This window comes from Pseudomonas caspiana (genome assembly GCF_040224095.2).
GTDB lineage: Bacteria > Pseudomonadota > Gammaproteobacteria > Pseudomonadales > Pseudomonadaceae > Aquipseudomonas > Aquipseudomonas caspiana.
Window position 1 is genome coordinate 2,109,700 of the sequence record NZ_CP167995.1, and the last position, 26,147, is coordinate 2,135,846.

Consider the following 26,147-nt stretch of genomic DNA (forward strand, 5'->3'; position numbering starts at 1 on the left):
ACATTTGCTGAGTCGATTAATATGGCGCCATCAACTTCATTCACGGAACGCACGTCATGAACACTCAGATCAAATCGCTCTTCACCACGCGCGCTGGCTACGGCCTGACGGTTGTACGTATTCTGGTCGGCATCATCTTTGTTGCCCACGGTAGCCAGAAACTGTTCGGCGCTTTTGGCGGTTATGGTCTGGAAGGCACCGGCCAGTACATGGCCAGCCTGGGTCTGACGCCGGGTTACCTGATGGCGCTGCTGTCCGGCAGCGCAGAATTCTTCGGTGGTCTGGGTCTGGTGGTGGGCTTGCTGGCACGTCCAGCGGCATTGGTACTGGCGGCAACATTGGTCGTGGCGATCTTCTCGGTACACATCAGCAACGGCCTGTTCATGTCCAACAACGGTTACGAATTTGCTCTGGCGCTGCTGGGCGGTGTGGTCGCCGTGTTGATTGAAGGTGCGGGCAAGCTGTCCTTCGACCGTGCTATCGGCAACTGATCGACGATAGAGATATCGCCTGAAAGGCCCGCCTGCTGCGGGCCTTTTTTATTTTAAGGCGAAGCTGAGATGCGTTAATGGCAATTGACAATCAACCGGCCGCTTCTCTACGATGCTGCCCATGCGCCGATTTAAACAACTACTTGCGGGGCGCCAGACAGGCATGAAGCTTGTCGATAGAAGTCCTCAGGGCCTTCGAAATACCGCTAAAGCGTTGGTTCGGTGTTGCCTCTCACCGCTGCCCAGCGGAGATATTGAGGCTGAGACAAAACATCATGAGCCATCCCGTCGTTCGTATTTCCCCGATTGCCACGCAATTTTCCCGTCGTAACCCGAAGATCCTGCTGTGCGGTTCACACCAGCCAACCTTGTTGCGCTTCCTCGATGGTCGTCCGCGACGCAACGGTGGGCCTCACGCGTTTCTGATCCAGTTTGTCGATCCGCGGCAGTCACTGGCCAGCTTCAAGGATGATCAGTTCGACCTGGCGGTGGTTCAGGCGCCGTCTGCCGAACGTGTGGAAGAAGTGGTACGTAACCTGACGCGGATTGCCCGGCAGGGGTTGATTACTCGGTGTTGAGGGCTTCTATCCCAGGTGCATGTCCGATCCCCTGGCGATCGTAAAAAACACCGCATACACATTTTGGAATGCCATTTATGTGGGAGCAGGGCTTGCCCGCGATGCATGAGATGCAGCCATAAGGCATACCGAGTTATCGTTTATCGCGGGCAAGCCCTGCTCCCACATAAATCGCGCCGCCCGGCTAGTCCTTCAAGATCAAGCCTTTAGGCAAACATAGAATCTCCCACAGGGCCGGTGGCCGCCCGTGCAAATGCAGCGTTGTCAGGGGTAATCAATCGCCACGATGTAGCAGAGCTGCTCACCGGTAGGGGTCTGAACCTTCACTTCGGCATCCAGCTCTTTGCCGATCAGGGCGCGGGCGAGCGGTGAGTCGATGCTGATCAGGTTCAGTTTTAGGTCCAGTTCGTCAGGGCCGACGATCCGGTAGCGCGACTCTTTGCCATCTTCGTCCTCAATGGTCACCCAGGCGCCGAAGTAGACTTTGTTGACATCGCTTGGGTGCGCGTCGACGACTTTGAGGCTTTCCAGCCGTTTGGTTAGAAAGCGCACGCGACTGTCGATTTCGCGCAGCATCTTTTTGCCGTAGGTGTATTCCGCATTCTCCGAGCGGTCCCCCTGAGCCGCTGCTTCGCTCACCGACTGAGTCACTTGCGGACGGCGTACATGCCAAAGCTCATGGAGTTCGGCACGCATCCGCGCTTCACCCTCGGGGGTGATCAGCGCGGTGCCAGCGGTACGGGGAGGGCGGTAGCGACTCATGGCTTGTCGTTGTAGTGGACAGGGGCGCGAAGTTTATCAGCCATCACGCAAAACCGTCAGCGGGCTGACGTTCAACGCACGACGGGTACCAAACACGCCCGCGCCACCGACCAGCAACGCGCCAACGACAGGCAACAGCAACAGCGACGCATGCGGCGCCCAGTCAAGGTTGAAGGCGTAGCGATACAGCGCGAACGTCACCAGTTCGCAGCCCAGTGCAGCCAGCAAGCCGCTGACGGCACCCAGCAGGCCGAACTCGATGCGTCGCGCTTTGATCAGTAATGCCCGTTCTGCACCCAAAGCCCGCACCAGAGCGCCTTGGCGAATGCGCTCATCAAGGGTCGCTTGCAAGCCGGAAAACAGCACTGCAATGCCCGCCGCCAGGACGAACAGCAGCACGAACTGCACCGCTAGCGTGACCTGATCCAGAATACTGCGCACCTGCGCCAGTAATGCTTCGACGCCCAGAATGCTGATGGCCGGGAAGGTGCGCGACAGCTCGACGATCTGTTTGTCGTTTTCAGCAGGCAGATAGAAGCTGGTCATGTAGGTGGTCGGCAGATCCTGCAAGGTGCCTGGCTGGAAGATGATGAAGAAGTTTGGCTGGAAGGTGTCCCAGTTGACGTCCCGCAGACTGGTAACCACGGCATCACGACTCATCCCGCCGACCATGAAGTTCAAGCGGTCGCCCAGTTTGATCTGCAGGCTGTCAGCCAGCTTGGCCTCTACCGAAACCCCGGGGGTTGCGCTTGTTTCGCCGTTGGCTGGCCACCAGTTGCCTGCGGTCAGGGTGTTGCCTTCCGGCATGTTTGCCGACCAGGTCAGGTTCAGGTCGCGGCGTGTAGCATTTTCACCGCGCGAATCCTTGGTCACGAAGTCGCTCACCGGCTTGTCGTTGATGTTCAACAGGCGACCGGGCACTACCGGGTAGAGCGGTGCGGCGTGGGGTGAGAGTTTGCTGATCTGCTGGCTGAAGGCGTCTTTCTGATCTGGCAGCACGTTGAGCACAAAGTAGTTTGGGGCGTCTTTGGGCAACTGGTTTTGCCAGGTGTCCAGCAGTTCGCCACGCAATAACGCGATCAAGCCCATGGACAGCAGAATCAGGCCGAACGCCAGTGATTGCCCGGCAGCAGCCATGGGGTAGCGCAGTAATTGACCCAGACCCAGGCGCCACGGCAGTGATGCACGGGCCAACAGGCGACGCAGGCTTTTCAAGGCGAGTAACAGCAAACCGCCCAACACCACCGCGGCAATCACGCCGCCCCCCAGCAAGGCAAAGGTCAACACCAGATCGAGGCTCAAACGCCACATGATCAAACCCAGAGCGAGCAGGGCGGCACCGTATACCAGCCATGAGCTGGCCGGGATCGGCAGCATGTCACGGCGTAACACGCGAAGCGGCGGTACGCGGCCCAACGCTGCAAGCGGCGGCAGAGCAAACCCGGCCAGTGCGACCAGCCCGGTGCCGATACCGGCTAATGCAGGCATCACGCCACCGGGAGGTACGGTGGCGGGTAACAGATCATGCAACAGACCGAACAGCGCCAACTGCGCCAGCCAGCCCAGCAACGCACCGCTCAATGCGGCAAGCAGGCCGAGCATGGCCAATTGCAGGCTGAACAGCACCAGTGCTTCATTTCTGGATAGACCCAGACAGCGCATCAGCGCACTGGCGTCGAATCGACGTACGGCGAAACGTGCAGCAGAAAGTGCAACGGCCACACCGGCCAGCAGCACCGCAACCAGACTGGCCATATTCAGATAGCGTTCGGCCTTGCCCAGCGCACCTCCAATCTGCTGACTGCCGTCGCGAGCGTCTTTGATTTCCTGATGAGGCTCCATGCCCGGCTCGATGGCCTTGCGATACGCGGCCAGTGCTTCAGGTGGGCCGCTCCACATGTCCCGATAGCTGACACGGCTGCCCGGTTGTACAACGCCGGTGGCCTGCAGGTCAGCCATGTTGATCATGACGCGAGGCGTCAGGCTGTAGAAGTTACCGGCACGATCGGGCTCATATGTCAGAACCCGGGTCAGCTTGAGTGTCTTGGAGCCAACATCGATGTCGTCACCCACTTTAAGGTCCACAGCCGGGAACAGGCGCGACTCCGCCCAGGCCTCACCGGGTTTCGGGCCGCGGCTGACTTCTTCAGGCTGATACAGGTCGGCCGCGCTTTTCAGTTCTCCGCGCAGCGGGTAAACACTGTCGACAGCCTTGATGCTGGAAAGCTGAATACCGGCATCGGTGGCGATAACCGTAGAAAATACGACGATTTGCGCATGGTCGAGCTTGAGTGCTTCGCCCGCCTCAATCTGCTCAGGCTTGGCCGGGCTTGAGCCTTCTACGACCAGATCAGCACCGAGAAACTCGGTGGCGCGCAACAGCATCGCGCCATTCAGGCGAGCACCGAAATAACCGATAGCGGTACTGGCGGCTACCGCGACCAGCAGGGCAAAGAACAGGACTCGCAGTTCCCCGGCGCGTGCATCACGCAGCAGTTGGCGAGTGGCGAGGGTGAGCAGGCGCGAAAACGGCAGGCGTACCATCAAGGCTCCAGTGGGGCGACCAGGCGGCCACCTTCAAGACGGATCAGGCGTCGGCAACGATGTGCCAGGCGCTCGTCGTGGGTAACCAGTACCAGCGTCGTGCCGCGTTCCTTGTTTAGCTCGAACAGCAGGTCACTAATGCGCTCACCGGTCTGACTGTCCAGGTTGCCAGTGGGCTCGTCTGCGAACAGCACTGACGGATCAGCCGCAAACGCGCGGGCAATGGCGACTCGTTGCTGTTCACCGCCCGACAGTTGGCGCGGCGTGTGGGTCAGACGCTTGCCCAGCCCGACTCGCTCAAGGAGGACTCTTGCTTGATCGCGGGCGTCCTTGCGACCTTCCAGTTCCATGGGCAGCATGACGTTTTCCAGCGCATTGAGGCTATCCAGCAACTGGAATGACTGGAATACAAAGCCGACATGTTCCGCTCGAACCCGCGCCCGCTGATCCTCGTCCAGCTCACTGAGGTTGCGTCCCGCCAGGACCACCGCGCCGGAGCTTGGCAGGTCGAGACCGGCGAGCAGGCCGAGCAGGGTGGATTTACCGGAGCCGGACGCGCCGACGATGGCCAGACTGTCGCCCTTGTTTAGTTCCAGAGAGAGTTCGTGCAGGATGGTCAGGTCACCTTCGGTGCTGGGGACCACTTTGTTGAGGCTCAGAGCACTGAGAATACTTTCACTCATGGAGAATCCGATGCGTGCGTGGTTTTTAAGTGCTGGCCTGGGTTTGCTGTTGCTGTCACAAGCCGCAGCGGCGGGCACAGTATTGATCGTTGGGGATAGTATCAGCGCGGCTTTCGGCCTGGATACCCGCATTGGCTGGGTTGCCTTGCTTGAGCAGCGTATGAAGCAGGAGGGATTCACCGACAAAGTGATCAATGCCTCCATTAGTGGCGATACCAGTGCCGGAGGACGGGCGCGGCTGCCTGCGCTGCTTGCAGAGCATAAGCCGGAACTCGTGATTCTAGAGCTGGGCGGCAATGATGGCCTTCGTGGTCAGCAGCCAACTCAATTGCAACAAAACCTTGCATCGATGATTGATGGCTCGCGGGACGCTGGCGCCAAGGTACTTTTGCTGGGTATGCAGATCCCGCCTAACTATGGACCGCGCTACACCAACGCGTTCAAGGCGGTTTACAGCAACCTGGCCGAAGAGAAAAAAGTACCTTTGGTGCCGTTCTTTCTGGAGGGGGTAGGCGGTGTTCCCGAGTTGATGCAGGCTGATGGCTTGCATCCAGCGGCCAATGCTCAGCAAAAGTTGCTGGAAAATGTCTGGCCGACGCTAAAACCGCTGCTTTGAGGCTTTTCTAGGCGGGGGCTTTCGGCTAAGGTGGCGCCCCCAATCTGGAGCCCTCCATGCCACGTCCTGCCTGGTCCCTGTATGCCTACCAAATGATCGAGCCCGATGAGCAGCTCGATCTGTTCGCGTGCCAGGAAGTCAAAGTGCATCTGGTTGCCCGTCAACTGGAACTGGGCGGGACCGTCGACCGCACGCTGTGTGGCACCTTATTGCCTGCGCAGCCGCGCTGGTCACTGGTGGCGAGGGAGGTTTTTCGTGACGAGCGGCTATGCTCGTTGTGTCGCGCTATTGTAGAAGCACAGAAGCGCGGCACCCGGCCAATCTGGCCGGAATTGCGCTTCATGGAGTAGATTGCGGGGTGATTCCCGGTCCAGCAGGACTGGGTGTACAATTCGCCATCTTCACTACCCGCCGTATTGCCCAAGGATTCCCGGATGTTGTTGCGCATTCCAGCCGTTACCCGCTGCCTGTCGCTTGCTGCACTGTGTGCGGCGGGCTCCGTTTCCGCTTTGGAATTCCCTCTGCCACCTCCGGGTGAAGACATCATTGGTCAGGTGCAGACCGTCACCGCCAAATACGAAGACACCTTCGCCGACCTGGGCACCAAATACGATCTGGGATATCTGGAAATGATCGCCGCCAACCCGGGCGTCGACCCGTGGCTGCCGGGCGCTGGTACTCAGATCGTGTTGCCGACCCGTTTCATACTGCCAGCCGGTCCGCGCGAAGGCATCGTGATCAACCTTTCCGAATACCGCATGTACTACTACCCCAAAGGTGAGAACGTGGTTCACACCTATCCGCTGGGTATTGGTCGTGAGGGATGGGGCTCTCCTATCGGCGTCACCAAGGTGATCGCCAAAACGCCTAATCCGACCTGGACTCCACCGGCGTCGATCCGTGCCGAGCACGCTGCTGATGGCGATCCACTGCCGAACGTGGTGCCTGCAGGTCCGGATAATCCACTGGGGCCATTCAAATTCGGCCTGGGCATGTCCGGTTACCTGATCCACGGCTCGAACAAGAAATTCGGTATCGGCATGCGCACCAGTCACGGTTGCTTCCGCATGTACAACAACAACGTGCTGGAACTGGCTGGCATGGCTCCAGTGGGTACCACGGTGCGCATCATCGCCGAGCCGTACAAGTTTGGTTTGAGCGGCGGCAAGGTGTATCTGGAGGCGCATACGCCGGTGGATGACAACGGCAACCCTTCGGTGGTCGACAAGCATACGGCGGTGATCAACGCTTTGCTCAAGCGCGAAGACCTGGCGAACAACCTGCGGATGAACTGGGATCTGGTTCGCGACGTAGTCGCTGCTGAAGACGGCATGCCGGTAGAAATCGCGGTGCCGAGTGCTGCGGTCGCGGCCAGCACAGACGTTCAAGTGCCACTGCAGTAAGCGTCAAGCCAAAGCCTGCTTCGCCGCCTGTTCAGAATGTACTTCAGGCGAGCGGAGCAGGTTTTTTTGTGGCCGGTGTTTCAGATAGGGGAACTAGATACCGATGTTGCCCAGAGTCACTACGATGTTACGCAGCGTGCCAGCGATGCCGGGATGGTCAAGTTCAAAGCGCTCCACCGCCAGATTGACCCCGTCGGCCAGGCTTGGGTCCTGCGTCACAGATTCCAGTTCGATCTGGGATTGAATCTGCTGTGCCAGGTTTTCGAGGTCGGCGCGCTCAGCTTCGTTCAGTGGTGGATTCTGCTCCAGTTGCTCGCGCAGGGTATTGAGTTGTTCTTGCAGTTCGCGGGCAGGCATGAGGTGCTCCTTGTTTGATAAGTCTGTCCCATGGACCCCGGCGTAATGCCAAAGGTTCGTCATGAGCCTGTATCAAGACTAATCCAACGCGGCGCGGGTTGCATGACTGTGATCAAACAGGAGCATTGCCGCAGGACTGGCTAAAGGGGCTCCTGCAGGGCAAAGACAAAGCAGAGAACTCACAGGCAAACCCAAGTCTGCGCAACAGGCGCATCAGCAGACGCATCAGCAGATGCTAGGGTTTCTCGCCCTTGGTCCTGCGTAGCGCGATATCTGCCAGACACGACTCCAGTTCACCCAGATGATCAATCGCTGAGTGCACCCCCAGTGCGTAAAGCTGCAATGTCGCCTGCCCCCTGCGGTGTTCACGTTCGGCATCGGTCAGTGCTTGCCATTGTGAGGGAGACAGGCCGCACAGCGATCCACATGACGCAAGGCCTACGGTCCAGAGGCCAGCGTTAAGGCCCGCTTTCAGCAGGTCTGGCTCGCCGCTGACGAGTACGCAGCCGTCCAGTTGGCTGACATTCAAGGTCATCAGCGCTTGCCAGCAAGCATCGGGGGCAGGCCAGCGTGTCTCGGTAGTCCTGGAGGCTCTGATCAAATGGCTGACTGATTGAGCCATTCGAGTGGCGACGTTCTCTGGCAACTCATCCAGCCAGGCGCAAGGTATGCCTTGTTGATGCAGTCGCTGTAAGGCTTTTAGCGCCCCTGGGGTGATCAGCGAGTGTTCATCACTCGGTTCGCGAGCGTTACGCGCTTGCGCGCCGAAATCCACCAGACAGCCGCTCAGGCCAAAAAGGACGGCAGTAAAGGCGGGCAGTGGGGCTGTCACAGGCGCGAGCATGGCGATATCTCTGAAATAACGCTGAACGCTACTGAGCATTTGTGACAGTAAGATGAATATCTGGTGATGATGTTTAAAGGCGTTTCGCGGGTCTTACAGACTTCAATAGCCAAGGTGCTGCCTAATTCCTGTCATATGGCCTTATACTCCCAGCCTTGACGTGTGGGGGCGTAGCGCCCGCTTCATTACTTTTGCCAGGAGTTTCAGCTATGCCCGTGACCGGTGCAGGTGTGTTCAATCGTCTTGCTCAGCTGTGTGTCTGTGCCGGTATGGCGCTGGCGCCAATGGCTGCACAGGCCGCTGAAGAAGATCCGTGGGAAAGCGTTAACCGGGTGATTTTCCGCTTCAACGACACCATCGATACCTATGCTTTGAAACCTATCGCGCAGGGTTATCAATTCGTTGCTCCGCAGTTTGTTGAAGATGGCGTTCATAATTTCTTCAACAACATCGGCGATGTCGGCAATTTCGCCAACAACGTGCTGCAGGCCAAACCTGCCGCTGCCGGTGTTGATACCGCTCGCTTGATTTTCAATACCACTTTTGGTCTGTTGGGCTTCATCGACGTAGGCACCAAAATGGGCCTGCAACGCAGCGACGAAGACTTCGGTCAGACGCTGGGCTACTGGGGCGTGCAAAGCGGTCCGTATGTGGTGCTGCCTTTGTTTGGCCCGAGCACCGTGCGTGACGCCGTTGCCAAGTACCCGGACACCTACACCTCGCCGTACCGCTACATTGATCACGTACCCACCCGTAACACGGCACTGGGCATCAACCTGGTCGATACCCGCGCTAGCCTGTTGTCGGCAGAGCGCTTGATCAACGGTGACAAGTACATCTTCATCCGCAACGCGTATCTGCAGAACCGTGAGTTCCGGGTCAAGGACGGTCAGGTCACTGACGATTTCTGATCAACCGAGCTGAATGAATAAAGGCGACCTGTGGTCGCCTTTATTTTTTTACCGTTTGTGAACCAGTTCCGTCGAAGATCAGTTCATCTTGACGATTGTCAGGCCCAGTTTCTGTCCGCCATCGGCTTCGTCAGTCACCCAGACAACCTCTGTATCTGCTTCAAGCCCCTTGAGTGCAGCATGGTCTGAATCGATACGTACGCTCAGCTTATCGCCTACTTTGAACGTTCTGGGTGCCTGTACCTGCATCCCGGAGCTCGATAAATCAATGCATACAGCCGGAATGATCTGGCCTGCGTAGATCAAGCTGACGTCGGCTTCCACGCGCATGCGGATGTAGTCTCGTTTCTCCTCGTAGCTTCGATCATTTAGACTCATGTCCAGTCCTTCGTTTTCGTTGCTGAATTCACAGTTCTTATAACTCTGAGCGATTTGCCGTGTAAAGACGCAAAGTGGGCGCTGGCGTGTGCTTGAAACGCCCGTCGGATGGGAGTACCGTCTGCGCCTTGAAGGGCACCTCTGAAACGCTTCCCACAGGATCAAAAGTCCAGTCGAGCGGTCAGAGAGGCTAGAAGCGAATCCAGTACGCAGACCCGAGAACCGGGTTGCCTACGCCAACCTAATCTGGCGCCGTTTGCCCACATGCAGAAAACCAGTGCCACGCTGCTGATAATCGATGACGACGAAGTAGTGCGAGCGAGTCTTGCCGCCTATTTGGAAGACAGTGGCTTCAGCGTCCTGCAAGCTAACAATGGCTTGCAGGGCATACAGATATTCGAGCAAGACAAGCCCGATCTGGTGATCTGCGACTTGCGCATGCCGCAGATGGGTGGGCTTGAGGTTATTCGTCAGGTAACGGCCATAGCGCCCGAGACCCCGGTAATCGTTGTGTCGGGGGCGGGCGTTATGAACGACGCCGTCGAGGCACTTCGTCTGGGGGCCGCCGATTATCTTATAAAGCCGCTTGAAGACCTCGCAGTGCTTGAGCATTCAGTGCGTCGGGCTCTGGATCGTGCGCGCCTGCTTCAGGAAAACCAGCTCTATCGCAAGAAGCTTGAAACGGCGAATCGCGAGCTGGAGGCCAGTCTGCATCTGCTTCAGGAAGACCAGGATGCCGGGCGCCAGGTGCAGATGAACATGCTGCCGACCAGCCCGTGGTCGATTGATCAGTTCAATTTCGCCCATGAAATCATTCCGTCGCTCTACCTGTCGGGTGATTTTGTTGATTACTTCCGCGTCGATGAGCGCCGGGTGGCGTTTTATCTGGCGGATGTTTCCGGGCATGGTGCGTCGTCAGCATTCATTACGGTGCTGCTCAAGTTCATGACCACGCGCTTGCTGTTCGAGTCAAAGCGCGGTGGTACGCTGCCGGAATTCAAGCCCTCGGATGTCCTGGGCCACATCAATCGCGGTTTGATCAGCTGCAAGCTGGGCAAGCATGTGACGATGGTCGGCGGTGTGATTGATGAAGAATCGGGTCAACTGACTTACGCTGTCGGCGGTCATCTGCCGTTGCCTGTGCTGTATACGCCAGGTGAAGCACGTTATCTTGAGGGGCGTGGCTTGCCGGTAGGGCTGTTCAACGAAGCCACTTATCAGGATCATGTGATCGACTTGCCTGAGTCGTTTAGTCTGACCCTGTTGTCTGATGGCATTCTGGATCTTCTTCCCGGTGATACACTCAAAGAGAAAGAGGCCGTACTACCTGAACTGGTAAAAGCGGCGGGTGGCAGCCTGGATGGTCTGCGCCAGAGTTTTGGATTGGCCACGCTAGGGGAGATGCCGGATGATATCGCCTTGTTAGTGCTGAGCAGGAACCTTTAATGAGTACCGGTAGAATCCAGTTCGCCGAGCAGGAAGGCACGTTTGTCCTCAAGTTTGTTGGGGAAGTGCGGTTGACCTTATGTTCGGCTTTGGATGCGACTATTGAGCGGATTTTCACTGCACTGAATTTTTCAGCAGTTGTGATCGATCTGACCGAAACCCGAAGCATCGACAGTACGACACTCGGCTTGCTGGCCAAGTTGTCGATCTTGTCGCGTCAAAAAGTTGGATTGTTGCCAACGCTGGTCACCACCCATGAAGACATCACCCGGCTCTTGCAGTCGATGGGTTTCGATCAGGTATTCAACATCGTTGACCGACCAATACCGTGTCCTGAGTGCCTGACAGACCTGCCGTCCCAGGATCAGTGCGAAGAAGTGGTCAAGTCCAAGGTGCTGGAAGCGCACAAGATCCTCATGGGACTCAATGACTCCAATCGCGAAGCCTTCCATGATCTGGTTAACGCCCTCGAGCGTCACTGATCACTCCCTGATTCGCTGGCAGCAAAAAGGGCGGCACCCGTGAGGATGCCGCCCTTTTAGTATTTCAGACTTACAGATCAGACTTTGGCGCTAAGCAGCGCTTCCAGTTTTTCCTGATCACGAGCGAACTGGCGAATGCCTTCGGCCAGTTTCTCGGTCGCCATTGCATCTTCGTTCGATGCCCAGCGGAACTGGCTTTCATTCAACGTCACGCGTGGCTCGCCGGCATTGCCTGGCGACAGCTTGCGTTCCAGTGTGCCGTTATCTTCCGCCAGTTTTTGCAGCAGATCCGGGCTGATAGTCAGGCGGTCACAACCGGCCAACTGCTCAATCTGGCTCAGGTTTCGGAAGCTGGCACCCATGACCACAGTCTTGTAGTCATTGGCCTTGTAGTAGTTGTAGATGCGGGTTACAGACTTTACGCCTGGGTCTTCCGCGCCAACGTAGTCTTTGCCCTCGGCCTTTTTGTACCAGTCGTAGATCCGGCCCACGAACGGCGAGATCAGGAACACGCCAGCATCGGCACAGGCCTGGGCCTGGGCGAAGGAAAACAGCAGGGTCAGGTTGCACTGGATGCCTTTCTTTTCCAGTACTTCGGCAGCGCGAATACCTTCCCACGTCGACGCCAGCTTGATCAGGATACGATCCTTGCTGATGCCTGCCTGGTCATACATGTCAATCAGACGCTGGGCGCGTTCGATGCAGCCGTTGGTGTCGAAAGAGAGGCGGGCGTCGACTTCAGTGGAAACACGGCCCGGCACAACCTTGAGGATTTCCTGGCAGATGGCGACCGCAAAACGATCAGATGCCAGACCGATATCGCCATTGGCACCGCTGAAGGCAGCCTTGAGGCGATCAGCATTGCTGTCGCTTGAACCGGCCTTGAGCAGCAGAGAAGGGTTAGTGGTCGCATCGACCGGTTTGAGCTTTTCGATGGCTGCGAAATCGCCGGTATCGGCAACAACGGTAGTGAATGCTTTGAGTTGATCCAGCTTGGAAGTCATGAGAGTGCTCTGTCCTGTGCGGTTAGATGACATTACCCGAGCGCCGCCGCCCACTCAAGGGCGCAAAGTATAACGCTGCGCCAGAACGGGGCGGCTTGCTGCCGGGTGGGCGAAAACTCGATCCAGACTGGTTGGAGCGCGATCCGCCTGTGTTGTTCCGTACGGTCAGCGACCTTCCAGCAGTCCGGCAGCCTGATCCAGAAGAGCCAGCGGATCCTGAGTTTTGTGGATGTCCACCGACAGCAATTGCCTGAAGCGTCGCGCCCCCGGGAAACCTGTGCCAAGCCCTAGTACGTGGCGGGTGACGTGATGCATGGAGCCACCACTCTGAATATGCGCCGCAATGTACGGACGCATCGCCGCCAGCGCTTCAGCACGGGAAATCACCGGTGCATCACTGCCGAACAGTTGCTGATCAACTTCGGCCAGCAGGTAAGGGTTGTGATACGCCTCGCGGCCCAGCATCACGCCGTCGAACACCTGTAAGTGCTCCTGGCATTGCTCCAGAGTCTTGATACCGCCATTAAGGATGATTTCCAGATCAGGAAAATCCCGCTTCAACTGAGCGGCCACGTCATAGCGCAGTGGCGGGATATCACGGTTTTCCTTGGGCGATAGACCTTCAAGAATCGCAATCCGCGCATGAACCGTAAAACTGGTGCAGCCCGCGTCACGCACCGTGCCGACGAACTCGCATAGCTGTTCGTAGCTGTCGCGTCCATTGATCCCGATTCGATGCTTGACCGTCACCGGAATCGACACCGCGTCACGCATCGCCTTGACGCAATCGGCCACCAACTGCGGATGCGCCATCAGCACTGCACCAATCATATTGTTCTGCACCCGATCGCTCGGGCAGCCCACATTCAGATTGACCTCGTCATAACCCACCGCCTCAGCCATCCGCGCACACGCCGCCAGATCAGCCGGAACGCTGCCCCCCAACTGCAACGCCAGCGGATGCTCCGCCTCGTCGTGCTGGAGGAAACGATGCGGATCGGCGTTGAGCAGAGCGCCGGTGGTGACCATTTCGGTGTAGAGCAGGGCGTTCTTTGACAAGAGGCGCAGGAAGAAACGGCAGTGACGGTCTGTCCAGTCCATCATGGGGGCGACGGAGAACCTCCTAGATAGCGCAGGGCTCGAGTTTACTGGGCTGGGGTGGGTGTTTGGTACCATTTGGCTCAACGTATTTATAGCGTGTTTTTAGGCGTTTTCAGGCGTTTTTTCGGTGGCGCTGGTACAATGTACCAATCACTTTCCGAATTGTACCAGTCGACTATGGCAACGATCAGAGCACGAAAACGCACCGATGGCTCAGTCAGTTACACGGCACAGATACGCCTGTATCGCGATGGAGCACAAGTCTACCAAGAGAGCCAGACTTTCGCCCGGAAACAGGCCGCACAAGCTTGGGTGCGGCGGCGTGAGGCAGAGCTGGATCAGCCTGGTGCGATTGAGCGGGCGAACCGCAAGGGCGTCACCGTGCAGGACATGATCAAGCAGTACCTGGATGAAATGGAGAAAGTCCGCCCTTTGGGTAAAACCAAGGAAGCCACTCTAAATGCTATCGCGGCGACCGAGTTTGGCCAGACCGTTGATTCCTCCATCAACAGTCAGCGATTGGTGGATTTTGCACTATGGCGTATGAGCAAAGAGGGCGGCGGTGTCCAACCGCAGACGGCAGGCAACGATCTGGCGCACCTTGGGGCTGTCCTATCGATTGCTCGGCCAGCTTGGGGGTATGAGGTCGATGTCCACGCGATGGCAGACGCTCGAAAGGTGTTGAGAAAGCTGGGTTACAACATGAAAAGCCGCGAGCGGGATCGGCGGCCGACCAAGGACGAGCTGGATAAGGTGCTGGAGCACTTCGTAGGTATTCAGCAGCGTCGCCCTAGTTCGATCAACATGCTCAAAGTCACCGGCTTCGCGTTGTTCTCCACGCGTAGGCAAGACGAGATTGGCCGAATACTTTGGGAGGACGTCGATGAGGAGCGTCAGCGGGTGATGGTGCGGGACATGAAAAACCCGGGCCAGAAGATTGGCAACGATGTTTGGTGTCACCTCCCGGATGAGGCCTGGCGCATTCTGAAAAGCATGCCAAAGGAGCGTGCAGAGATTTTCCCCTATAACTCGTCATCGATAGCCACTGCCTGGGCAAAGGCGTGCAAATTTATGATGATTGATGATCTGCACTTCCACGATCTGAGGCACGAGGGCGTGAGCCGGTTATTTGAAATGGACTGGGATATCCCACGAGTGGCAAGTGTTTCAGGGCATCGGGATTGGAATTCATTGCGTAGATACACCCACTTACGCGGGAGAGGTGACCACTATGCCAATTGGCCGTGGTTAGAAAAGATCATTCAGGCGCCCGTGAAGCTGGGCGCCTGGGGTAAACAGTGAGTTAACTGGCTCGGCGGTATCCGTTGAGCTTGTTGAATTCTTTCACCGCAGCTTCCCGTTGCAAATCAAGGTAGGCCGCGAGATCAGTGATGTGGATACCTTTGGCGCTTTTCTGGCTCGACTCCAGCCGAGTTATCGGAATTTTGATCTGTCCGGCAAGGACCTTGCGCTGGAACATGTCAGTGGTCAGGTGCGTGAAGTAGTCCTTGCATACCTGCTCCAGCGGGATAATGGCCCGGCCATTGTACTGGGCCATAAGAATGAAAGCTGTGTTCATTCTATATCCTCGCGCATGGATACTTTGCTTCTGCTGGCCGCAGTTAGGTCTGGCAGTAGTGCTGGTGCTGGCCTGACAGTAAAATATGTTCCACCTATCTCGACTGTTTGAACGCCCCTAAGAAATCCTGTTATGTCGACATCAATGCCATTCTTCAAACGACGTTGATGAGCGGCTACCAAGTGGAGTATCGGTCGTTTTCGTCCTGTCTCGGTCAGCGGAACTGATCTCGCGTACAGCAAGGATTTAATTTGCTCTGGCATTGAACCCAGGCGAGCGAGGCAGCTGGCTTCACGGGCCTCAATTGTCCAGCAGTAACGGCTGTCTGCTATGAATTGCAAAGCAATCGATGCTCTGGCTTCACGACCTCTTAATTCGTTTTCCGGCGTAGTGAGGTCGTGGCTGGTTTTGTACCGACCAGCGATTTCAAAGCGTTGTTCACAGGCAACAACTTTGCCTTCTCTCGTTATGCAAAAGAAAGAGCGCTCACCTTCAATAAAATCATTTTCTGATGCGGCAATTATCATTTCATACAACTGTCCGCCCGAACGTTTGTGCCATGTCTTGGGCAGACTGGTGACTTTCCGAACGTATGTGGTTTGAAAAAAGCCACCATATTCGTCGGGCGGTGTTTGTTTTGTCTTGGTATATCCAATGCATCCCAGTGTAGGCAAAGGGTCATTGGTAACATCGAATTCCCAATCTCCAACGCCAGTCGTGCTTGGCGCGATAATGAACCTGTCGGTGCTCGGAATATAGGGACCGATTTTTCTGATGAAGCCCATCCGCTCGCTAGTAAGAGTATTTGGGCCTGCCCCTTTATTTTTTTTGATTCTGGTTTCAAAGCAGGTGATCAAGGCTGCGGCGACAGAGTCTTCAAAAGAGTCACTAGTCCAGAGATCAGGGTTGTCTGAGCTAATGAGTGTCATTGACGTTCTCCTAGCTGTACCACGCTGAGGCTCAGTCGGTAGCCCGCTGAATGGATCTGTCCGGCTGGCTTTCGACCGCCGCTGGGAATGCACATAAGCTCCCTTATTTTGCTCATAATTCGAGTGTACGAGGTGGTTTCAGACCCCACGACAGGCTGCGCGAGCGGGCGTTTCTGAGCGTTTAGCATTGCATCAGTGAGTGCAGCCCCGCGCAGCTTTACGTGGGGTATAAGCACCTCTGTAGTGCTGCGGCAAAGAGCAGTAATGCCTGCTGCTGCGCAGCAGAGGCTGTTTGTATTTTGCGCGTTGATACGGCAGTTTTCGCGGAGTAAAGCGGCTTGGTTCTGGTGGCGTGTCAGTGTGTGATTCATGCCGCTTTCCTCCGGTGTTCAATGGCGAGCTGATTCATCAGCCGCTGGTGATAGGTGAGCCGCGCTTCAAGTGGTGACCAAGGCCGGATGATCTCGTCCGATGGGGCGATACCTATCAGCCATTTCCAGATGGCGGTATCGGGTGCCATGAGGTCGCGTCGTTCTGTGGCGAGTGCAACGAGGTCCGCGTGGTGCACTTCGTCTGGTAGGTCAGCTTCGAGGCCGAAGCGGATGCATATCCGTTCCCATATCGATTTCTCGACGTCCTGGTAGGCATGCATCAACTCCTTGAGCGGGCGCACCATATCGCCCACGTAAGCTTCAGTGGCGTCATGAAGCAGGGCGGCTAACTTGTGCTCCTCTGGCACTAAGTCCGCGACGATGCAGCTGTGTTGGGCCACGCTATAAAACTCTCGACAGTGACCGTTGAATCGACACAAATGGGCCAGGGAGTGTGAGATATCCCGTGGGTCGATCTGATCGGATTCAGGCGCGTACAAGTCGAGCGACTGTCCGGTCATGGTTAGTATCCGGCTCATCACGCAGCCTCCTTAACCAGGTCGCCCAGCAATAGCGCGTTTTCGGTGGCTTTGTGCAATTTGCGCAACGCTTCCTGCCCGATCAGCACCTTTAGTTGCTTGTCGAACTCACGTTGATAGCGGCTGAGCTTATTTAGCTCGGAGCTAGCTTTAAGGTATTTTTGATTCAGATCACCGGCCGCCTCCGGGCTGAGACGGATCACAGATATGGGCTTTCTCATGCTGCTTGCTCCTGCTCTGTCGTCTGCAGACGTGCGGCCATCTCCAGAGCTTGCTCTCGCAGGCTCAGGCAATCCCTGTGAAGTTTTTTGCCGGTACGGAACGCGCTGAATGTCTCTGCAGCAATCCGCAGCTTCTCAGCGATGTCGAGCAGTGCTTCTTTTTCTTTCATGCCCCAGGCCAAGCTTTGCTTAAGGCTTTTGCAATGCTTTGCTAGGCGCTGGTGTTCAGCTCGGAGGAGTTGTAGCGATTCCTCAAGTTCTTTGATGGCGGACAGGTCTTGTTGACGTGGGCTGGCCTCGCCTTTCTTAAGGCCGATAGTTACCCCTGCACTCCATCCCATCATGTAGCCAAACCAAAAAAGAAGGCCGACTAGAAAGATGATTCCGATCAGTGCGTAAATCTGTGTGGTTGTCATGTGGTGTGCTCTTGGTGGTGGTGTTTGGCTGGTGGTGACAGCCATTTCGGTTATTGCTAGTCGTCGGCCGGCAGGTCTTGAGTTTTTGCGTATTGCTCGTCTGCCCGATAGGCCTGAATGTCGATCAAGGCTGCTGCGTGACGAATGTGCACATACTTGGGAGCCTTTCGGCTCGCGTGCAGAGTGGTCACCGGTAGCTGAATACGACCGTTCATAATCTCGATGGCAAAGGTCTGTTCATTGAGGTTGCGAAAGTACTGCTCGCGCAGCTTTTCCAGTGGGATCAAGACGTCACCAAAGGTCCGGTAGAGCAGTTCAATGGTTGCCGGATCCGGTGCTGCCATCAGGCGCAGTGGGTTTTGGTTAGTGTCCTTCATCTGGTCTTCTCCGTTTTGGGTGATTCCAGCTGTTCAAGCAGTGGCGTTTGGTGAGCTCGCGCAGATGCTCAGGCACCTCAAGGAGCGCTGCATTGCGCTCCTCTCGTGTGCGTAAAGCGACGATCTGGCGGGCGTATTCCCTAGGCCACGTCACGGTTGTCTGCCGGAATGGCAGGAAGGTCGAGGCCAAGTTGCTCGGCAAGCCAGGGGATACCGGCTTGGCGAACTCTGGTCGACTGGCTGTACTGCATGCCCAGGGTGTCGTGATACCAACTGCTGTCTTTGATCCGCAGGTATGCTCGGTCGCGGACTGGGTAGGCGGGCAGGTTTCCTTTAAGCAGGTCCTTTGCGCGCATCAGTTGCATGAGTTTTGGGCGGGTAAGGCCGAAGTACTTGGCGGTCTTTTCGAGGTCGCGTTCCATGTCTGCCCCCTCAAGCCGCATGAGCTGCAGGCGTTGCTGCCGCTGCAAGGTGGTTGATGGATTCAGCGACCATCTCAAACATTTCGACATCACTGCCGGATGCGGTGAAGCATTTAGTGCGTGGACGTTTCACACCAATGCTCACGATGGTGGTGATGCCTTGGCGTCTCTGAGAGCGATCAATAGCCAAATGGATGGGCAGTTCAAAGCCCATTTCCAGAATCAGCGCCCCGCCAGTGCGGACAAGATCGAATACCTTCTGGCGATGCTCAGCATTGAAGGCCGCGTATTCACGGCTCGCATGTTGAAGATGGGTTGCAGTGCTCGGATCGTAAGGTCCGTTGACTATCTCTTCGATAAAGTCGGCCAGCTTGAGGTGAGCTTTCGGGGTGTTGTCGAGGGTCAGGGTGTGGCGTTCGGCCCCCAATTCAACGGTGAACAAAGTGTCCGCCTGGTTGCGTTCGACCTTGAGACGAAATGACAGCGCTTCCCGCATTGGGGCTGAGCGCAATGTGTGGTTGAAGCTTTCGCTCATGTTGGCTTGGGCCTTGAGCAGCATTAGGGTGCGGTTATCGACCTTGAACTTGCTCATGCTGCCCGGCCTCCGTCGCTGGGGTCGAACGGTGCGGGCGCGTAACGGCTTTTTGGTTTGGTTTTGGTGGCTACATACGCGCAGCCTGATTCACGCGCTAGGCGGCGAATTTCGAAGATGCGGAACGGTTCAGCAGCGGCCGGATGGACGTGCAGAGTTGCAGTGGTGTGCATGGTGTTGCCTCGCTCTGTGGTGGAAGAGTGAGATAAAAATCTACCTTTGAGGTTAATATGTCAATACAAAACAACCATTGGGGTTGTTTTCTTGGATGTCGTTAGGCAGTCCTCCCTAATCTGATGAGGACTGGCGATATGGCATCATTTGTGGAATGCTGCTCTCATAGGTCGCAGGCAGACCTGCATTCCACCTGCTAGGTAAAAGGATATTATGTTGAAACAGATCAGGGATTTGAATTTGGGTTTCAATGACGCGATCAACTATCGACGTCGTGAGAATAAAACAGCCTTCAATCAGATTTTCATCAAAAATGATAAGTTGGATGAGTTGATGGATCTCTCAACTTACTTTTTGATAGGCGATAAGGGTACAGGTAAAACCGCTTATGCTGTGTGGTTGACCAATAATGAATATAAAAATACTAGATCAACTTTAAATTATATTGGAGAGACTGAATACCAAAAATTCGTTACTCTTAAGAAAGAGAAGAATCTAAATCTTTCCGATTATACTAACATTTGGAAGGTCATTATTCTGCTGTTGATTTCCCGGCACGTCTACGAGACTGAGGGGAAGGAAACATTGATCAATAAGTATATTAAGTTTCGTGCAGTTAATAAAGCTATTGATGATTACTATGATGGCGCATTCTCTCCTGAAATAATGAATGCTATTGAGTTTGTGCACGACTCCTCTGTAACCGCTTCTTTGCTCTCTGAGTATTCAAGCTTGGAAGGCGTAAGTGCTGTCAAGAAAACATTTACTGAAAATAAATACCAGACAAATTTGCTCTATATTCAGAGGAAGTTTGAAGATGCTCTTCGATCATTGAAGCTTGAAAAGAATCACACTGTTTTTATAGATGGAGTTGACTTGCGGCCATCTGGTATTGATTACGGCGACTATCTTGAGTGCGTTAAGGGGCTAGGAAATGCTGTTTGGTCTATCAACAATGAATTTTTTTCCACAATAAACGACTCAAGGGGCCGGCTGAAAGTCACTATTTTGTTGCGGCCAGACATTTTTCATGCGATAGGTCTGCAGAACGCGAATAATCGGATTCGTGATAACTCGGCGTTGCTTGACTGGCGAATCCCTTATAACAGATTTGAGCAGTCTGAACTTTACAAACTCCCCAATAGGTTGCTCTCCATTGGACAGTCGAAGGAGTTAGAGAAAGACTCTCATTGGGAGAACTATTTCCCTTATACTGTGACGGTCCAAGGTAAAGTTGAACACTCTTTTATATCTTTTTTACGGTTTTCATATTTTAGGCCTCGTGATATTGTCACTATGTTAAATATTCTCAAAGAGTTGCATATTGAGAGTGGCAACAAAAGGAACTATTTCATTGAGGAGGATTTCAGAGATCCGCACTTTAGGCGCCGATATTCCGAATACTTATTGGGAGAAGTAAAAGATCATTTGTCTTTTTACTACTCTGAGAAAGATTATCAATTGTTTTTGAAGTTTTTTGAATTTTTAAGGGGCGATTACGCCTTTTCAATGGATGAATTTACCGCTTGTTTCAAGCGGTATTTACAGTTCGTCGATCAGCACGCTGAAGCAAGGCCCGCATTCTTGGATAATGAAGTAGAGTTTCTACAGTTTCTCTACGAAATGAATATCATTTCTTGTATTCAAGAGGCAGATAATGGCCAGAAATTTTTCTTCTGGTGTTTTAAAGATAGAAGTGTCTCTAATATAAATCCTAGGGTTAAAACTAACTGCAGATATGAGATTTTCTACGGATTGGGCAAGGCTTTGAATATGGGTAAACAGTTTTTAGATACCTAATGATAGTCAGGGACGTTTTGGTTGAGCGTCCCTGACTGTTACAAATCTGAAATTTTCCAACGTGCACGGCCGCAGATAGTCCATTCCTCGTTCATCTTTATCACTCTCTCAGGCCAGTCAGGGTTGAGCGCGTAAAGATATTGCTCGCCACCTTCTTGCTTAAGTTGTTTGAGTGTCGCCGCGTGGTCTCTGGTTCTTCGTGCTGCTACAAAGTGCCCAGGCAAAGCCTCAAGCGCAGGGTCAATGACGATCTTGTCACCCTCCATGAACTTGGGCTCCATGCTTATGCCCTCCACCCGTAGGATGAATGCTTTAGGTCCCACTGGCCCGGGAGCATCGATCCATTCCTCTGCATCCCGCGGATCAAATGTTCCTTCGGATTCGCACCAAGTACCTGCCGCGATTGATCCCATCACTGGTAGTTTGCGTCCCGTATGGCTAAGCATCGTAGCGTTGTTGAACTCCCCAATTCCATAGGGCATATCGAGGTAGCCGGTGTGCAAACCTAATCCGGCTTCAATCTCACGAGCGATCTGATCGCCTATACCTTTGGTGGGATTTTTCCCCCCAAAAGCACTGACTTGCGCAGGTGCCTTGCCTAGGAGATCGGCAATATCTGTCAAACGAAGCTTTCGCTCCGCAATGAGGCGTCGGAAATTCTTGAGCCGGGTATCTGAGATTTTCATGAATCAATTCTGAGAGAATTAACCTTGTGGGTGAATGTCCATTTTGGTATTGATAAAGTTAACCATTAGGGTTAATTTGGCGCTCAGGAGGTATACCCATGAAATTACGTCTCTACATCAATTCGTTGGACCAGAACGGCCTGATTGCTTATGCACGGCGGTGTGGCATCGCGGTTAGCTATCTCAGCCTGCACGTGAAATACGCCAGCAAAGATCCAAGCGTTTCTTTGATCAAAGCATTGGCTCGTGAGAGCGATGGTTGTGTATCGCTTGCCGAAGTACTCGTGCATTTCGGCGTCACGGAGTCACCCATCAAAGCTGCATAGCTAGATAGAAAAAAGGCGACCCATAGGCCGCCCCGTTCCCCCCGATAAGCACCACCACAGCGCTGTCGGGTCGCAATGAAGATAGACGGGCACACCACATGCAAACCGTCGACCTTCAGAGCGTTTTCCAATGCACGGATGCATTGGTGTTGCTGCCTCTTCCACCACAGAGCGGGCAGCTGTTGCGCCAGAGGTGAACGACGGATCGTTTGCCTCGGCACGGTGCCGTTTTTGGTCTTGCGGACCTTACCGGCGTTTGGGCCTCTCAGCCACGCGGCAAATGTATCACCACTACATGTCGCGCGGCACTGGCAACTTTTAAGGATTAATGCCATGAGCCGAATTGCTCTCAATAGCGTTGATCGTGCAAAGCGGGAAATCCTGCCGCTCGATCTCGCGCTCTACCACGCCGCTCGTGACTATCCCGGCGGGGCCGCAGCTATTGCTGCGACCACCGGACGTAATGCGACAACCTTGCAGCATAAGCTTTCACCTACGCACCCGAGCCACACTGTCAACATTCAGGAGTTCGCTGAGATCCTTGAACTGACCAAGGATCGCCGGATCCTGGATGCGGTGCACGCTTTAGTTGGCGACACCATGTGGCAGGACCTTGCTGAAACTTACACCGGTGACATGCCTGAAACCCTTACATCGGGTATCGCGTCCTTCTTCCGTCAAGTCGCTGATTTGTCCGAGACCTGGGCTAAGCACATTGGAGATGGCAGGGTAGATGATGGGGAGCTTGCTGAAATCCGTCAGCAGGTTTTCCGAGGTATCCAAGGGCTGTTGGGCATGTACAACCGTGCCTCTTACGTCAACCAGACGACTAAGGGGGCTGCTCGTGGCTGATATTGCTGATTTCGCCAATGACCTCGTGCAGGAGCGGCTTGATCAGGCGCTGGCTGCGCGTACAGCTGCCAAGTCTGTTTTAGCGGGACATTCGTTCCTCTTCTGCGAAACCTGTGACGAGCCCATTCCCCCAGCTCGCCGTTTGGCAGTACCCGGCTGCACCCAGTGCGTGGTTTGCCAATCTGTCGATGAAATTGTTGGGGCACGCCATGCTCGATGAGGTACTGAACCAGTTCGCGGACTACGGCTTGGAGCCCCAGCAGCCTTTGGTATTTGCCAAGCTGACTCGGTGCAAGACCTCTCAGGATAAGGGAACTGAAAAAAACGGTTGGTATGTGGTGCATGAGCATCGCACCGAGAAGGGCGATACGCTCATTTTCGGCAGCTTTGGCGATTGGCGTTCGGGCGAGACACATAAGATCAAGGTCAAGCCGGGCAAGATGAGCGCCGAAGAGCGTGAGGTCATGCGCGCTCGACAGGAAGAGGCCAAACGTAGGGCTGCTGAAGTAGCTGCCAACGCGGCACGGCGGGCTGCTAACCGCGCCGCTGGAATGTTCAAACGGATGCCTGATAAGGGCCGTAGCGGTTATCTGGATCGAAAGCAGATAGTCGGTTTTGGTGTTCGTTATGCTCCGCGCTCCGGCGCGGTTTTGGTTCCGATGTGTGATGTGCGTGACCAGATCGTCGGTCTGCAGGTGATCTACCCAGAGAAACAAGAAAGCACCGGCCGGGATAAATCCTATTGGCCGTACGGGATGTCGAAGGAGGGTGCTTTCCATTTGATCGGGCCGCACCCGGAGCCGGGTGAGTCTGTGCTGGTGTGTGAAGGACTCGCTACCGGCGCAAGCCTGCATATGGCGACCTCACTAACGGTCGCCATTGCTTTTGATGCGGGCAATCTGATGTCCGTCGCCAAGACCATGCGCGAACGCTTCCCTGGTCGTCCGATCATTATTTGCCGGGACGACGATTGGAAGACAAAGCGATCAAATGGTGATGCCTGGAATCCTGGTAAGGAAAAGGCCGAAAACGCGGCGACAGTTGTTGGTGGTCAGGTGGTCGCACCGATCTTCGCCGTCGAGCGCGAGGACAGGTGGACTGACTTCAATGACCTGCATTGCGCTGAGGGGTTAGAGGCCGTTCGCCGTCAGGTACTGGCGGTGGTCAAACCCCCAGCTGCGGGCGGTTGGAAGGACCAACTCGCTCGGACCGAGAACGGCATGTTGATTGCGCACATGCAAAACGTCGAGCTGATCCTCGGTAACGACGAGCGCTGGGCTGGTGTCATCGGTTTCAGTGCTTTCAGCTCCAAGATCGTCAAGCTACGTGCAGCGCCGTATGGCGGCGGTGTGGGTGACTGGGCCGACATCGATGACATGTTGGTGATGAAGTGGCTGGCGCAGCAGTACAACCTGCGGGTCAAAGCCAGCAGTGTGATCGAAGCTGTAAGTGTGGTCGCGCACGACCATGCATTCCATCCCGTACGGAATTACTTGAATGCACTGGAGTGGGATCGTGTGCCACGCCTTGATGCTTGGTTGACCGACATCATGGGTGTAGTCCCCACAGAGTACAGTTCAAAGGTTGGCAAGCGTTGGCTGGTGTCAGCCGTTGGGCGCGTCATGAAGCCTGGCTGCAAGGCTGACTCTGTAATGATCCTTGAAGGTGCCCAAGGTGCTGGTAAGTCGACGGCGATGAGTGTCCTTGGTGGCGAGTGGTTCATGGACACTCCTTTTGCCCTGGGTGACAAGGATGGATTTCAGGCCATACGTGGCAAATGGATCGTCGAGCTGGGGGAGCTGGACAGCTTCAACAAAGCGGAATCGACGAAGGCTAAGCAGTTCTTCTCAGCCTCGACCGACACCTACCGCGAGAGCTATGGCCGTAGAACGATGGACGTGCCACGCCAGTGTGTTTTCGTGGGTACGACCAACCAGGACGAATACCTCAAAGATGCCACAGGCAACCGACGTTACTGGCCGGTGGCGTGTACCAAGGTAGATCTGGATAAGCTGCGAGAGGTTCGCGACCAGCTTTGGGCTGAGGCGATGTTCTGCTACCAATCTGGAGACATTTGGTGGGTCAACCGGGAAGAGTCGACCTTGTTCGCGGATGCCCAAGAAGAGCGGTTCGTGGTGGACGAGTGGGAAGGGCCGATTCTGGATTGGCTGGAGAACTCACAGATCGGCGAAACAGCCACTGGCAGCGAGATTCTTGCTGGCCCTCTCAAGCTCGACCTCGGCCACTGGGGCAAACCTGAGCAAATGCGTGTCGGCGCGATCATGCATCGTCTTGGCTGGCGTAAGGTCCGGCTTGCCGCTCTACCAAAGAGTGGGCAGCGGCCTTGGGCCTATAAGAAACCCGCCGATTGGGGCAGGCCGTCGAACCTGGTTCAGGAGCAGTTCGAGGAGCCATGCTTTGATTAGAGAGATCGATGCACGCCTGCGCACTTGGGCTCAAGAACTGCACAGCGACTTCACCAAGGGCGGTCTTGCCGGTGGCAATATGGTTGCCATGATGATGGAGAGCAACGGCCAGTTGATTCGAGGTCGGCGTGCATTCCGCGCTCCGCTTGAGGGATCGCTGGACATCGAGCTGATCGTGACCAAACACCTCGAACCTGTGTTGGAGCAGGTCGTACGTGAACACTACTGCACCGACTCCATCGATATGCGCCTGCGATATGCCCACTGCGGCTGTGGGCGTGACACTTACTATCAACGCCTACATGACGCTCACCTCTGCATCTTCGGCATGTTGATGGGGGCTGCTGCTTGATGCCAGCCCGTGTTCTGCCTGTTGTTGTCCTACTGGCTCGCCTTGTCCTACTGCAATTGCAAGCAGCCGGACAAGCGCGGGGCGCGTTGTTGTTGACCTGTCCGACCGTCCGACCATCATGCACACCGCTTACATGTGTGAGCGTAGCGGGCATCGTGCACGCGCTTATGCGCGTTAGCGTGTTTTAAGCTTTCCCTCTTTACGGGAGAATGAAGTAATAAAGGTAGGACAGTGAGGCAAAGCCCCGAATTTAGGTGCTCTCAGGTGTCCTACTTCGATTAAAGAAGTAGGACAGCCCGGACAGCGCCGCAGGCGCTGGGAACCGGATTTGAGATATTCACGTACATTGCCTAGGCGTTCACCAGATATTCACCGGGTGGCATTAAAACAGGCTTGCTGCCACCGGAATCGACCTGTAAAAAGTAGTCATCTTCGATAGGTGCGACCGCATAGAGCGGCTTGCACCACACCACCAAACCCGGCCA

32 protein-coding genes are annotated in these 26,147 nt (G+C 55.3%); 15 read left to right on the forward strand and 17 right to left on the reverse strand.

Going from position 1 to position 26,147, the window contains the following annotated elements; genetic code table 11:
* Positions 1–56: 56 nt before the first annotated feature.
* Positions 57–491, forward strand: coding sequence for a DoxX family protein (locus tag ABRP31_RS09630; RefSeq protein ID WP_349970964.1), 435 nt, complete (start codon positions 57–59; stop codon positions 489–491).
* A 275-nt stretch (positions 492–766) separates the two neighbouring features.
* A complete protein-coding gene (locus ABRP31_RS09635) occupies positions 767–1,069 on the forward strand; it encodes a class I SAM-dependent methyltransferase (protein ID WP_349970963.1) in 303 nt (100 codons plus the stop codon).
* 264 nt (positions 1,070–1,333) lie between these two features.
* On the opposite strand, the gene greB is transcribed toward ABRP31_RS09635, so the two are convergent.
* From greB to ABRP31_RS09650, 3 genes are read right to left on the reverse strand one after another with little or no spacing between them, the layout of a single operon-like run.
* Entirely contained in the window at positions 1,334–1,831 is a 498-nt protein-coding gene (gene greB, locus ABRP31_RS09640) for a transcription elongation factor GreB (protein WP_349970962.1), read from the reverse strand.
* Positions 1,832–1,867: 36 nt separating this feature from the next.
* The gene (locus ABRP31_RS09645) at positions 1,868–4,375 is read right to left on the reverse strand and encodes an ABC transporter permease (RefSeq protein WP_349970961.1); all 2,508 of its coding nucleotides are present in this window, start codon (positions 4,373–4,375) and stop codon (positions 1,868–1,870) included.
* On the reverse strand, positions 4,375–5,058 hold the full coding sequence (locus tag ABRP31_RS09650) for an ABC transporter ATP-binding protein (protein ID WP_087266154.1): 684 nt from the start codon (positions 5,056–5,058) through the stop codon (positions 4,375–4,377). Before ABRP31_RS09650 ends, ABRP31_RS09645 begins: the two co-directional genes overlap by 1 nt.
* Before the next feature lie 10 nt (positions 5,059–5,068).
* Between ABRP31_RS09650 and ABRP31_RS09655 the strand changes: the two genes are divergently transcribed.
* The 3 genes from ABRP31_RS09655 to ABRP31_RS09665 all read left to right on the forward strand — a co-directional run bounded on the left by ABRP31_RS09655 (position 5,069) and on the right by ABRP31_RS09665 (position 7,077).
* Positions 5,069–5,674: an arylesterase gene (locus tag ABRP31_RS09655; RefSeq protein WP_087266152.1), complete on the forward strand. Its 606-nt coding sequence runs from the start codon at positions 5,069–5,071 to the stop codon at positions 5,672–5,674.
* Between the two features lie 56 nt (positions 5,675–5,730).
* Entirely contained in the window at positions 5,731–6,024 is a 294-nt protein-coding gene (locus ABRP31_RS09660; protein WP_087266150.1) for a hypothetical protein, read from the forward strand.
* 84 nt (positions 6,025–6,108) lie between these two features.
* Entirely contained in the window at positions 6,109–7,077 is a 969-nt protein-coding gene (locus ABRP31_RS09665) for a L,D-transpeptidase family protein (protein ID WP_087266148.1), read from the forward strand.
* Positions 7,078–7,170: 93 nt separating this feature from the next.
* On the opposite strand, the gene ABRP31_RS09670 is transcribed toward ABRP31_RS09665, so the two are convergent.
* Both ABRP31_RS09670 and ABRP31_RS09675 read right to left on the reverse strand, forming a co-directional pair.
* Positions 7,171–7,434: a DUF4404 family protein gene (locus ABRP31_RS09670; protein ID WP_087266146.1), complete on the reverse strand. Its 264-nt coding sequence runs from the start codon at positions 7,432–7,434 to the stop codon at positions 7,171–7,173.
* 235 nt (positions 7,435–7,669) lie between these two features.
* Positions 7,670–8,278 carry an HAD family phosphatase gene (locus tag ABRP31_RS09675; protein WP_349970960.1) on the reverse strand — a complete coding sequence of 203 codons (609 nt, stop codon included), beginning with the start codon at positions 8,276–8,278 and terminating at the stop codon, positions 7,670–7,672.
* A gap of 209 nt (positions 8,279–8,487) precedes the next feature.
* Here ABRP31_RS09675 and ABRP31_RS09680 point away from each other — a divergent pair, with 209 nt between their 5' ends.
* Positions 8,488–9,189 (forward strand): VacJ family lipoprotein, encoded by a 702-nt coding sequence (locus ABRP31_RS09680; RefSeq protein ID WP_087266141.1) that lies wholly within the window; start codon positions 8,488–8,490, stop codon positions 9,187–9,189.
* Positions 9,190–9,267: 78 nt separating this feature from the next.
* On the opposite strand, the gene ABRP31_RS09685 is transcribed toward ABRP31_RS09680, so the two are convergent.
* Complete coding sequence (locus ABRP31_RS09685; protein WP_087266140.1) at positions 9,268–9,567, reverse strand: PilZ domain-containing protein; 300 nt, start codon at positions 9,565–9,567, stop codon at positions 9,268–9,270.
* 264 nt (positions 9,568–9,831) lie between these two features.
* Between ABRP31_RS09685 and rssB the strand changes: the two genes are divergently transcribed.
* Both rssB and rssC read left to right on the forward strand, forming a co-directional pair.
* Positions 9,832–11,013 (forward strand): two-component system response regulator RssB, encoded by a 1,182-nt coding sequence (gene rssB / locus ABRP31_RS09690; protein WP_349970959.1) that lies wholly within the window; start codon positions 9,832–9,834, stop codon positions 11,011–11,013.
* Positions 11,013–11,495, forward strand: a complete 483-nt coding sequence (gene rssC / locus ABRP31_RS09695) for an anti-sigma factor antagonist RssC (protein ID WP_087266136.1) — start codon at positions 11,013–11,015, stop codon at positions 11,493–11,495. The genes rssB and rssC overlap by 1 nt, the downstream gene beginning before the upstream one ends.
* Before the next feature lie 77 nt (positions 11,496–11,572).
* On the opposite strand, the gene tal is transcribed toward rssC, so the two are convergent.
* On the reverse strand, positions 11,573–12,499 hold the full coding sequence (tal, locus tag ABRP31_RS09700; protein WP_087266134.1) for a transaldolase: 927 nt from the start codon (positions 12,497–12,499) through the stop codon (positions 11,573–11,575).
* 165 nt (positions 12,500–12,664) lie between these two features.
* Positions 12,665–13,675: a tRNA dihydrouridine(20/20a) synthase DusA gene (gene dusA / locus ABRP31_RS09705; protein WP_349970958.1), complete on the reverse strand. Its 1,011-nt coding sequence runs from the start codon at positions 13,673–13,675 to the stop codon at positions 12,665–12,667.
* A gap of 102 nt (positions 13,676–13,777) precedes the next feature.
* Here dusA and ABRP31_RS09710 point away from each other — a divergent pair, with 102 nt between their 5' ends.
* Complete coding sequence (locus tag ABRP31_RS09710) at positions 13,778–14,902, forward strand: site-specific integrase (protein ID WP_349971011.1); 1,125 nt, start codon at positions 13,778–13,780, stop codon at positions 14,900–14,902.
* 1 nt (position 14,903) lies between these two features.
* On the opposite strand, the gene ABRP31_RS09715 is transcribed toward ABRP31_RS09710, so the two are convergent.
* The 8 genes from ABRP31_RS09715 to ABRP31_RS09750 form a co-directional block, all read right to left on the reverse strand.
* On the reverse strand, positions 14,904–15,179 hold the full coding sequence (locus tag ABRP31_RS09715; protein WP_349970957.1) for a pyocin activator PrtN family protein: 276 nt from the start codon (positions 15,177–15,179) through the stop codon (positions 14,904–14,906).
* The gene (locus tag ABRP31_RS09720) at positions 15,176–16,108 is read right to left on the reverse strand and encodes a hypothetical protein (protein ID WP_349970956.1); all 933 of its coding nucleotides are present in this window, start codon (positions 16,106–16,108) and stop codon (positions 15,176–15,178) included. The genes ABRP31_RS09715 and ABRP31_RS09720 overlap by 4 nt, the downstream gene beginning before the upstream one ends.
* Positions 16,109–16,475: 367 nt before the next feature.
* Positions 16,476–17,018, reverse strand: coding sequence for a phosphohydrolase (locus ABRP31_RS09725; protein WP_349970955.1), 543 nt, complete (start codon positions 17,016–17,018; stop codon positions 16,476–16,478).
* Positions 17,018–17,239 (reverse strand): hypothetical protein, encoded by a 222-nt coding sequence (locus ABRP31_RS09730; RefSeq protein WP_349970954.1) that lies wholly within the window; start codon positions 17,237–17,239, stop codon positions 17,018–17,020. The genes ABRP31_RS09725 and ABRP31_RS09730 overlap by 1 nt, the downstream gene beginning before the upstream one ends.
* Positions 17,236–17,655 (reverse strand): hypothetical protein, encoded by a 420-nt coding sequence (locus ABRP31_RS09735; RefSeq protein WP_349970953.1) that lies wholly within the window; start codon positions 17,653–17,655, stop codon positions 17,236–17,238. Before ABRP31_RS09735 ends, ABRP31_RS09730 begins: the two co-directional genes overlap by 4 nt.
* A gap of 56 nt (positions 17,656–17,711) precedes the next feature.
* Complete coding sequence (locus ABRP31_RS09740; protein WP_349970952.1) at positions 17,712–18,032, reverse strand: pyocin activator PrtN family protein; 321 nt, start codon at positions 18,030–18,032, stop codon at positions 17,712–17,714.
* A gap of 140 nt (positions 18,033–18,172) precedes the next feature.
* Positions 18,173–18,454 (reverse strand): DNA-binding protein, encoded by a 282-nt coding sequence (locus ABRP31_RS09745; protein WP_349970951.1) that lies wholly within the window; start codon positions 18,452–18,454, stop codon positions 18,173–18,175.
* A 10-nt stretch (positions 18,455–18,464) separates the two neighbouring features.
* On the reverse strand, positions 18,465–19,046 hold the full coding sequence (locus ABRP31_RS09750) for a hypothetical protein (protein ID WP_349970950.1): 582 nt from the start codon (positions 19,044–19,046) through the stop codon (positions 18,465–18,467).
* Between the two features lie 387 nt (positions 19,047–19,433).
* Here ABRP31_RS09750 and ABRP31_RS09755 point away from each other — a divergent pair, with 387 nt between their 5' ends.
* Positions 19,434–21,020 carry a P-loop ATPase, Sll1717 family gene (locus ABRP31_RS09755; RefSeq protein WP_349970949.1) on the forward strand — a complete coding sequence of 529 codons (1,587 nt, stop codon included), beginning with the start codon at positions 19,434–19,436 and terminating at the stop codon, positions 21,018–21,020.
* A 38-nt stretch (positions 21,021–21,058) separates the two neighbouring features.
* Here ABRP31_RS09755 and ABRP31_RS09760 read toward each other — a convergent pair whose 3' ends face one another.
* Positions 21,059–21,706 carry a S24 family peptidase gene (locus ABRP31_RS09760; RefSeq protein WP_349970948.1) on the reverse strand — a complete coding sequence of 216 codons (648 nt, stop codon included), beginning with the start codon at positions 21,704–21,706 and terminating at the stop codon, positions 21,059–21,061.
* Positions 21,707–21,804: 98 nt separating this feature from the next.
* Here ABRP31_RS09760 and ABRP31_RS09765 point away from each other — a divergent pair, with 98 nt between their 5' ends.
* From ABRP31_RS09765 to ABRP31_RS09785, 5 genes are all read left to right on the forward strand, one after another.
* Positions 21,805–22,032 carry a hypothetical protein gene (locus tag ABRP31_RS09765; protein WP_349970947.1) on the forward strand — a complete coding sequence of 76 codons (228 nt, stop codon included), beginning with the start codon at positions 21,805–21,807 and terminating at the stop codon, positions 22,030–22,032.
* 333 nt (positions 22,033–22,365) lie between these two features.
* Complete coding sequence (locus ABRP31_RS09770) at positions 22,366–22,884, forward strand: phage regulatory CII family protein (RefSeq protein WP_349970946.1); 519 nt, start codon at positions 22,366–22,368, stop codon at positions 22,882–22,884.
* Positions 22,877–23,104 carry a TraR/DksA family transcriptional regulator gene (locus ABRP31_RS09775; RefSeq protein WP_349970945.1) on the forward strand — a complete coding sequence of 76 codons (228 nt, stop codon included), beginning with the start codon at positions 22,877–22,879 and terminating at the stop codon, positions 23,102–23,104. Before ABRP31_RS09770 ends, ABRP31_RS09775 begins: the two co-directional genes overlap by 8 nt.
* Positions 23,094–25,310 (forward strand): VapE domain-containing protein, encoded by a 2,217-nt coding sequence (locus ABRP31_RS09780; protein WP_349970944.1) that lies wholly within the window; start codon positions 23,094–23,096, stop codon positions 25,308–25,310. The genes ABRP31_RS09775 and ABRP31_RS09780 overlap by 11 nt, the downstream gene beginning before the upstream one ends.
* A complete protein-coding gene (locus tag ABRP31_RS09785) occupies positions 25,303–25,662 on the forward strand; it encodes a hypothetical protein (RefSeq protein ID WP_349970943.1) in 360 nt (119 codons plus the stop codon). The genes ABRP31_RS09780 and ABRP31_RS09785 overlap by 8 nt, the downstream gene beginning before the upstream one ends.
* Positions 25,663–26,147 lie beyond the last annotated feature (485 nt).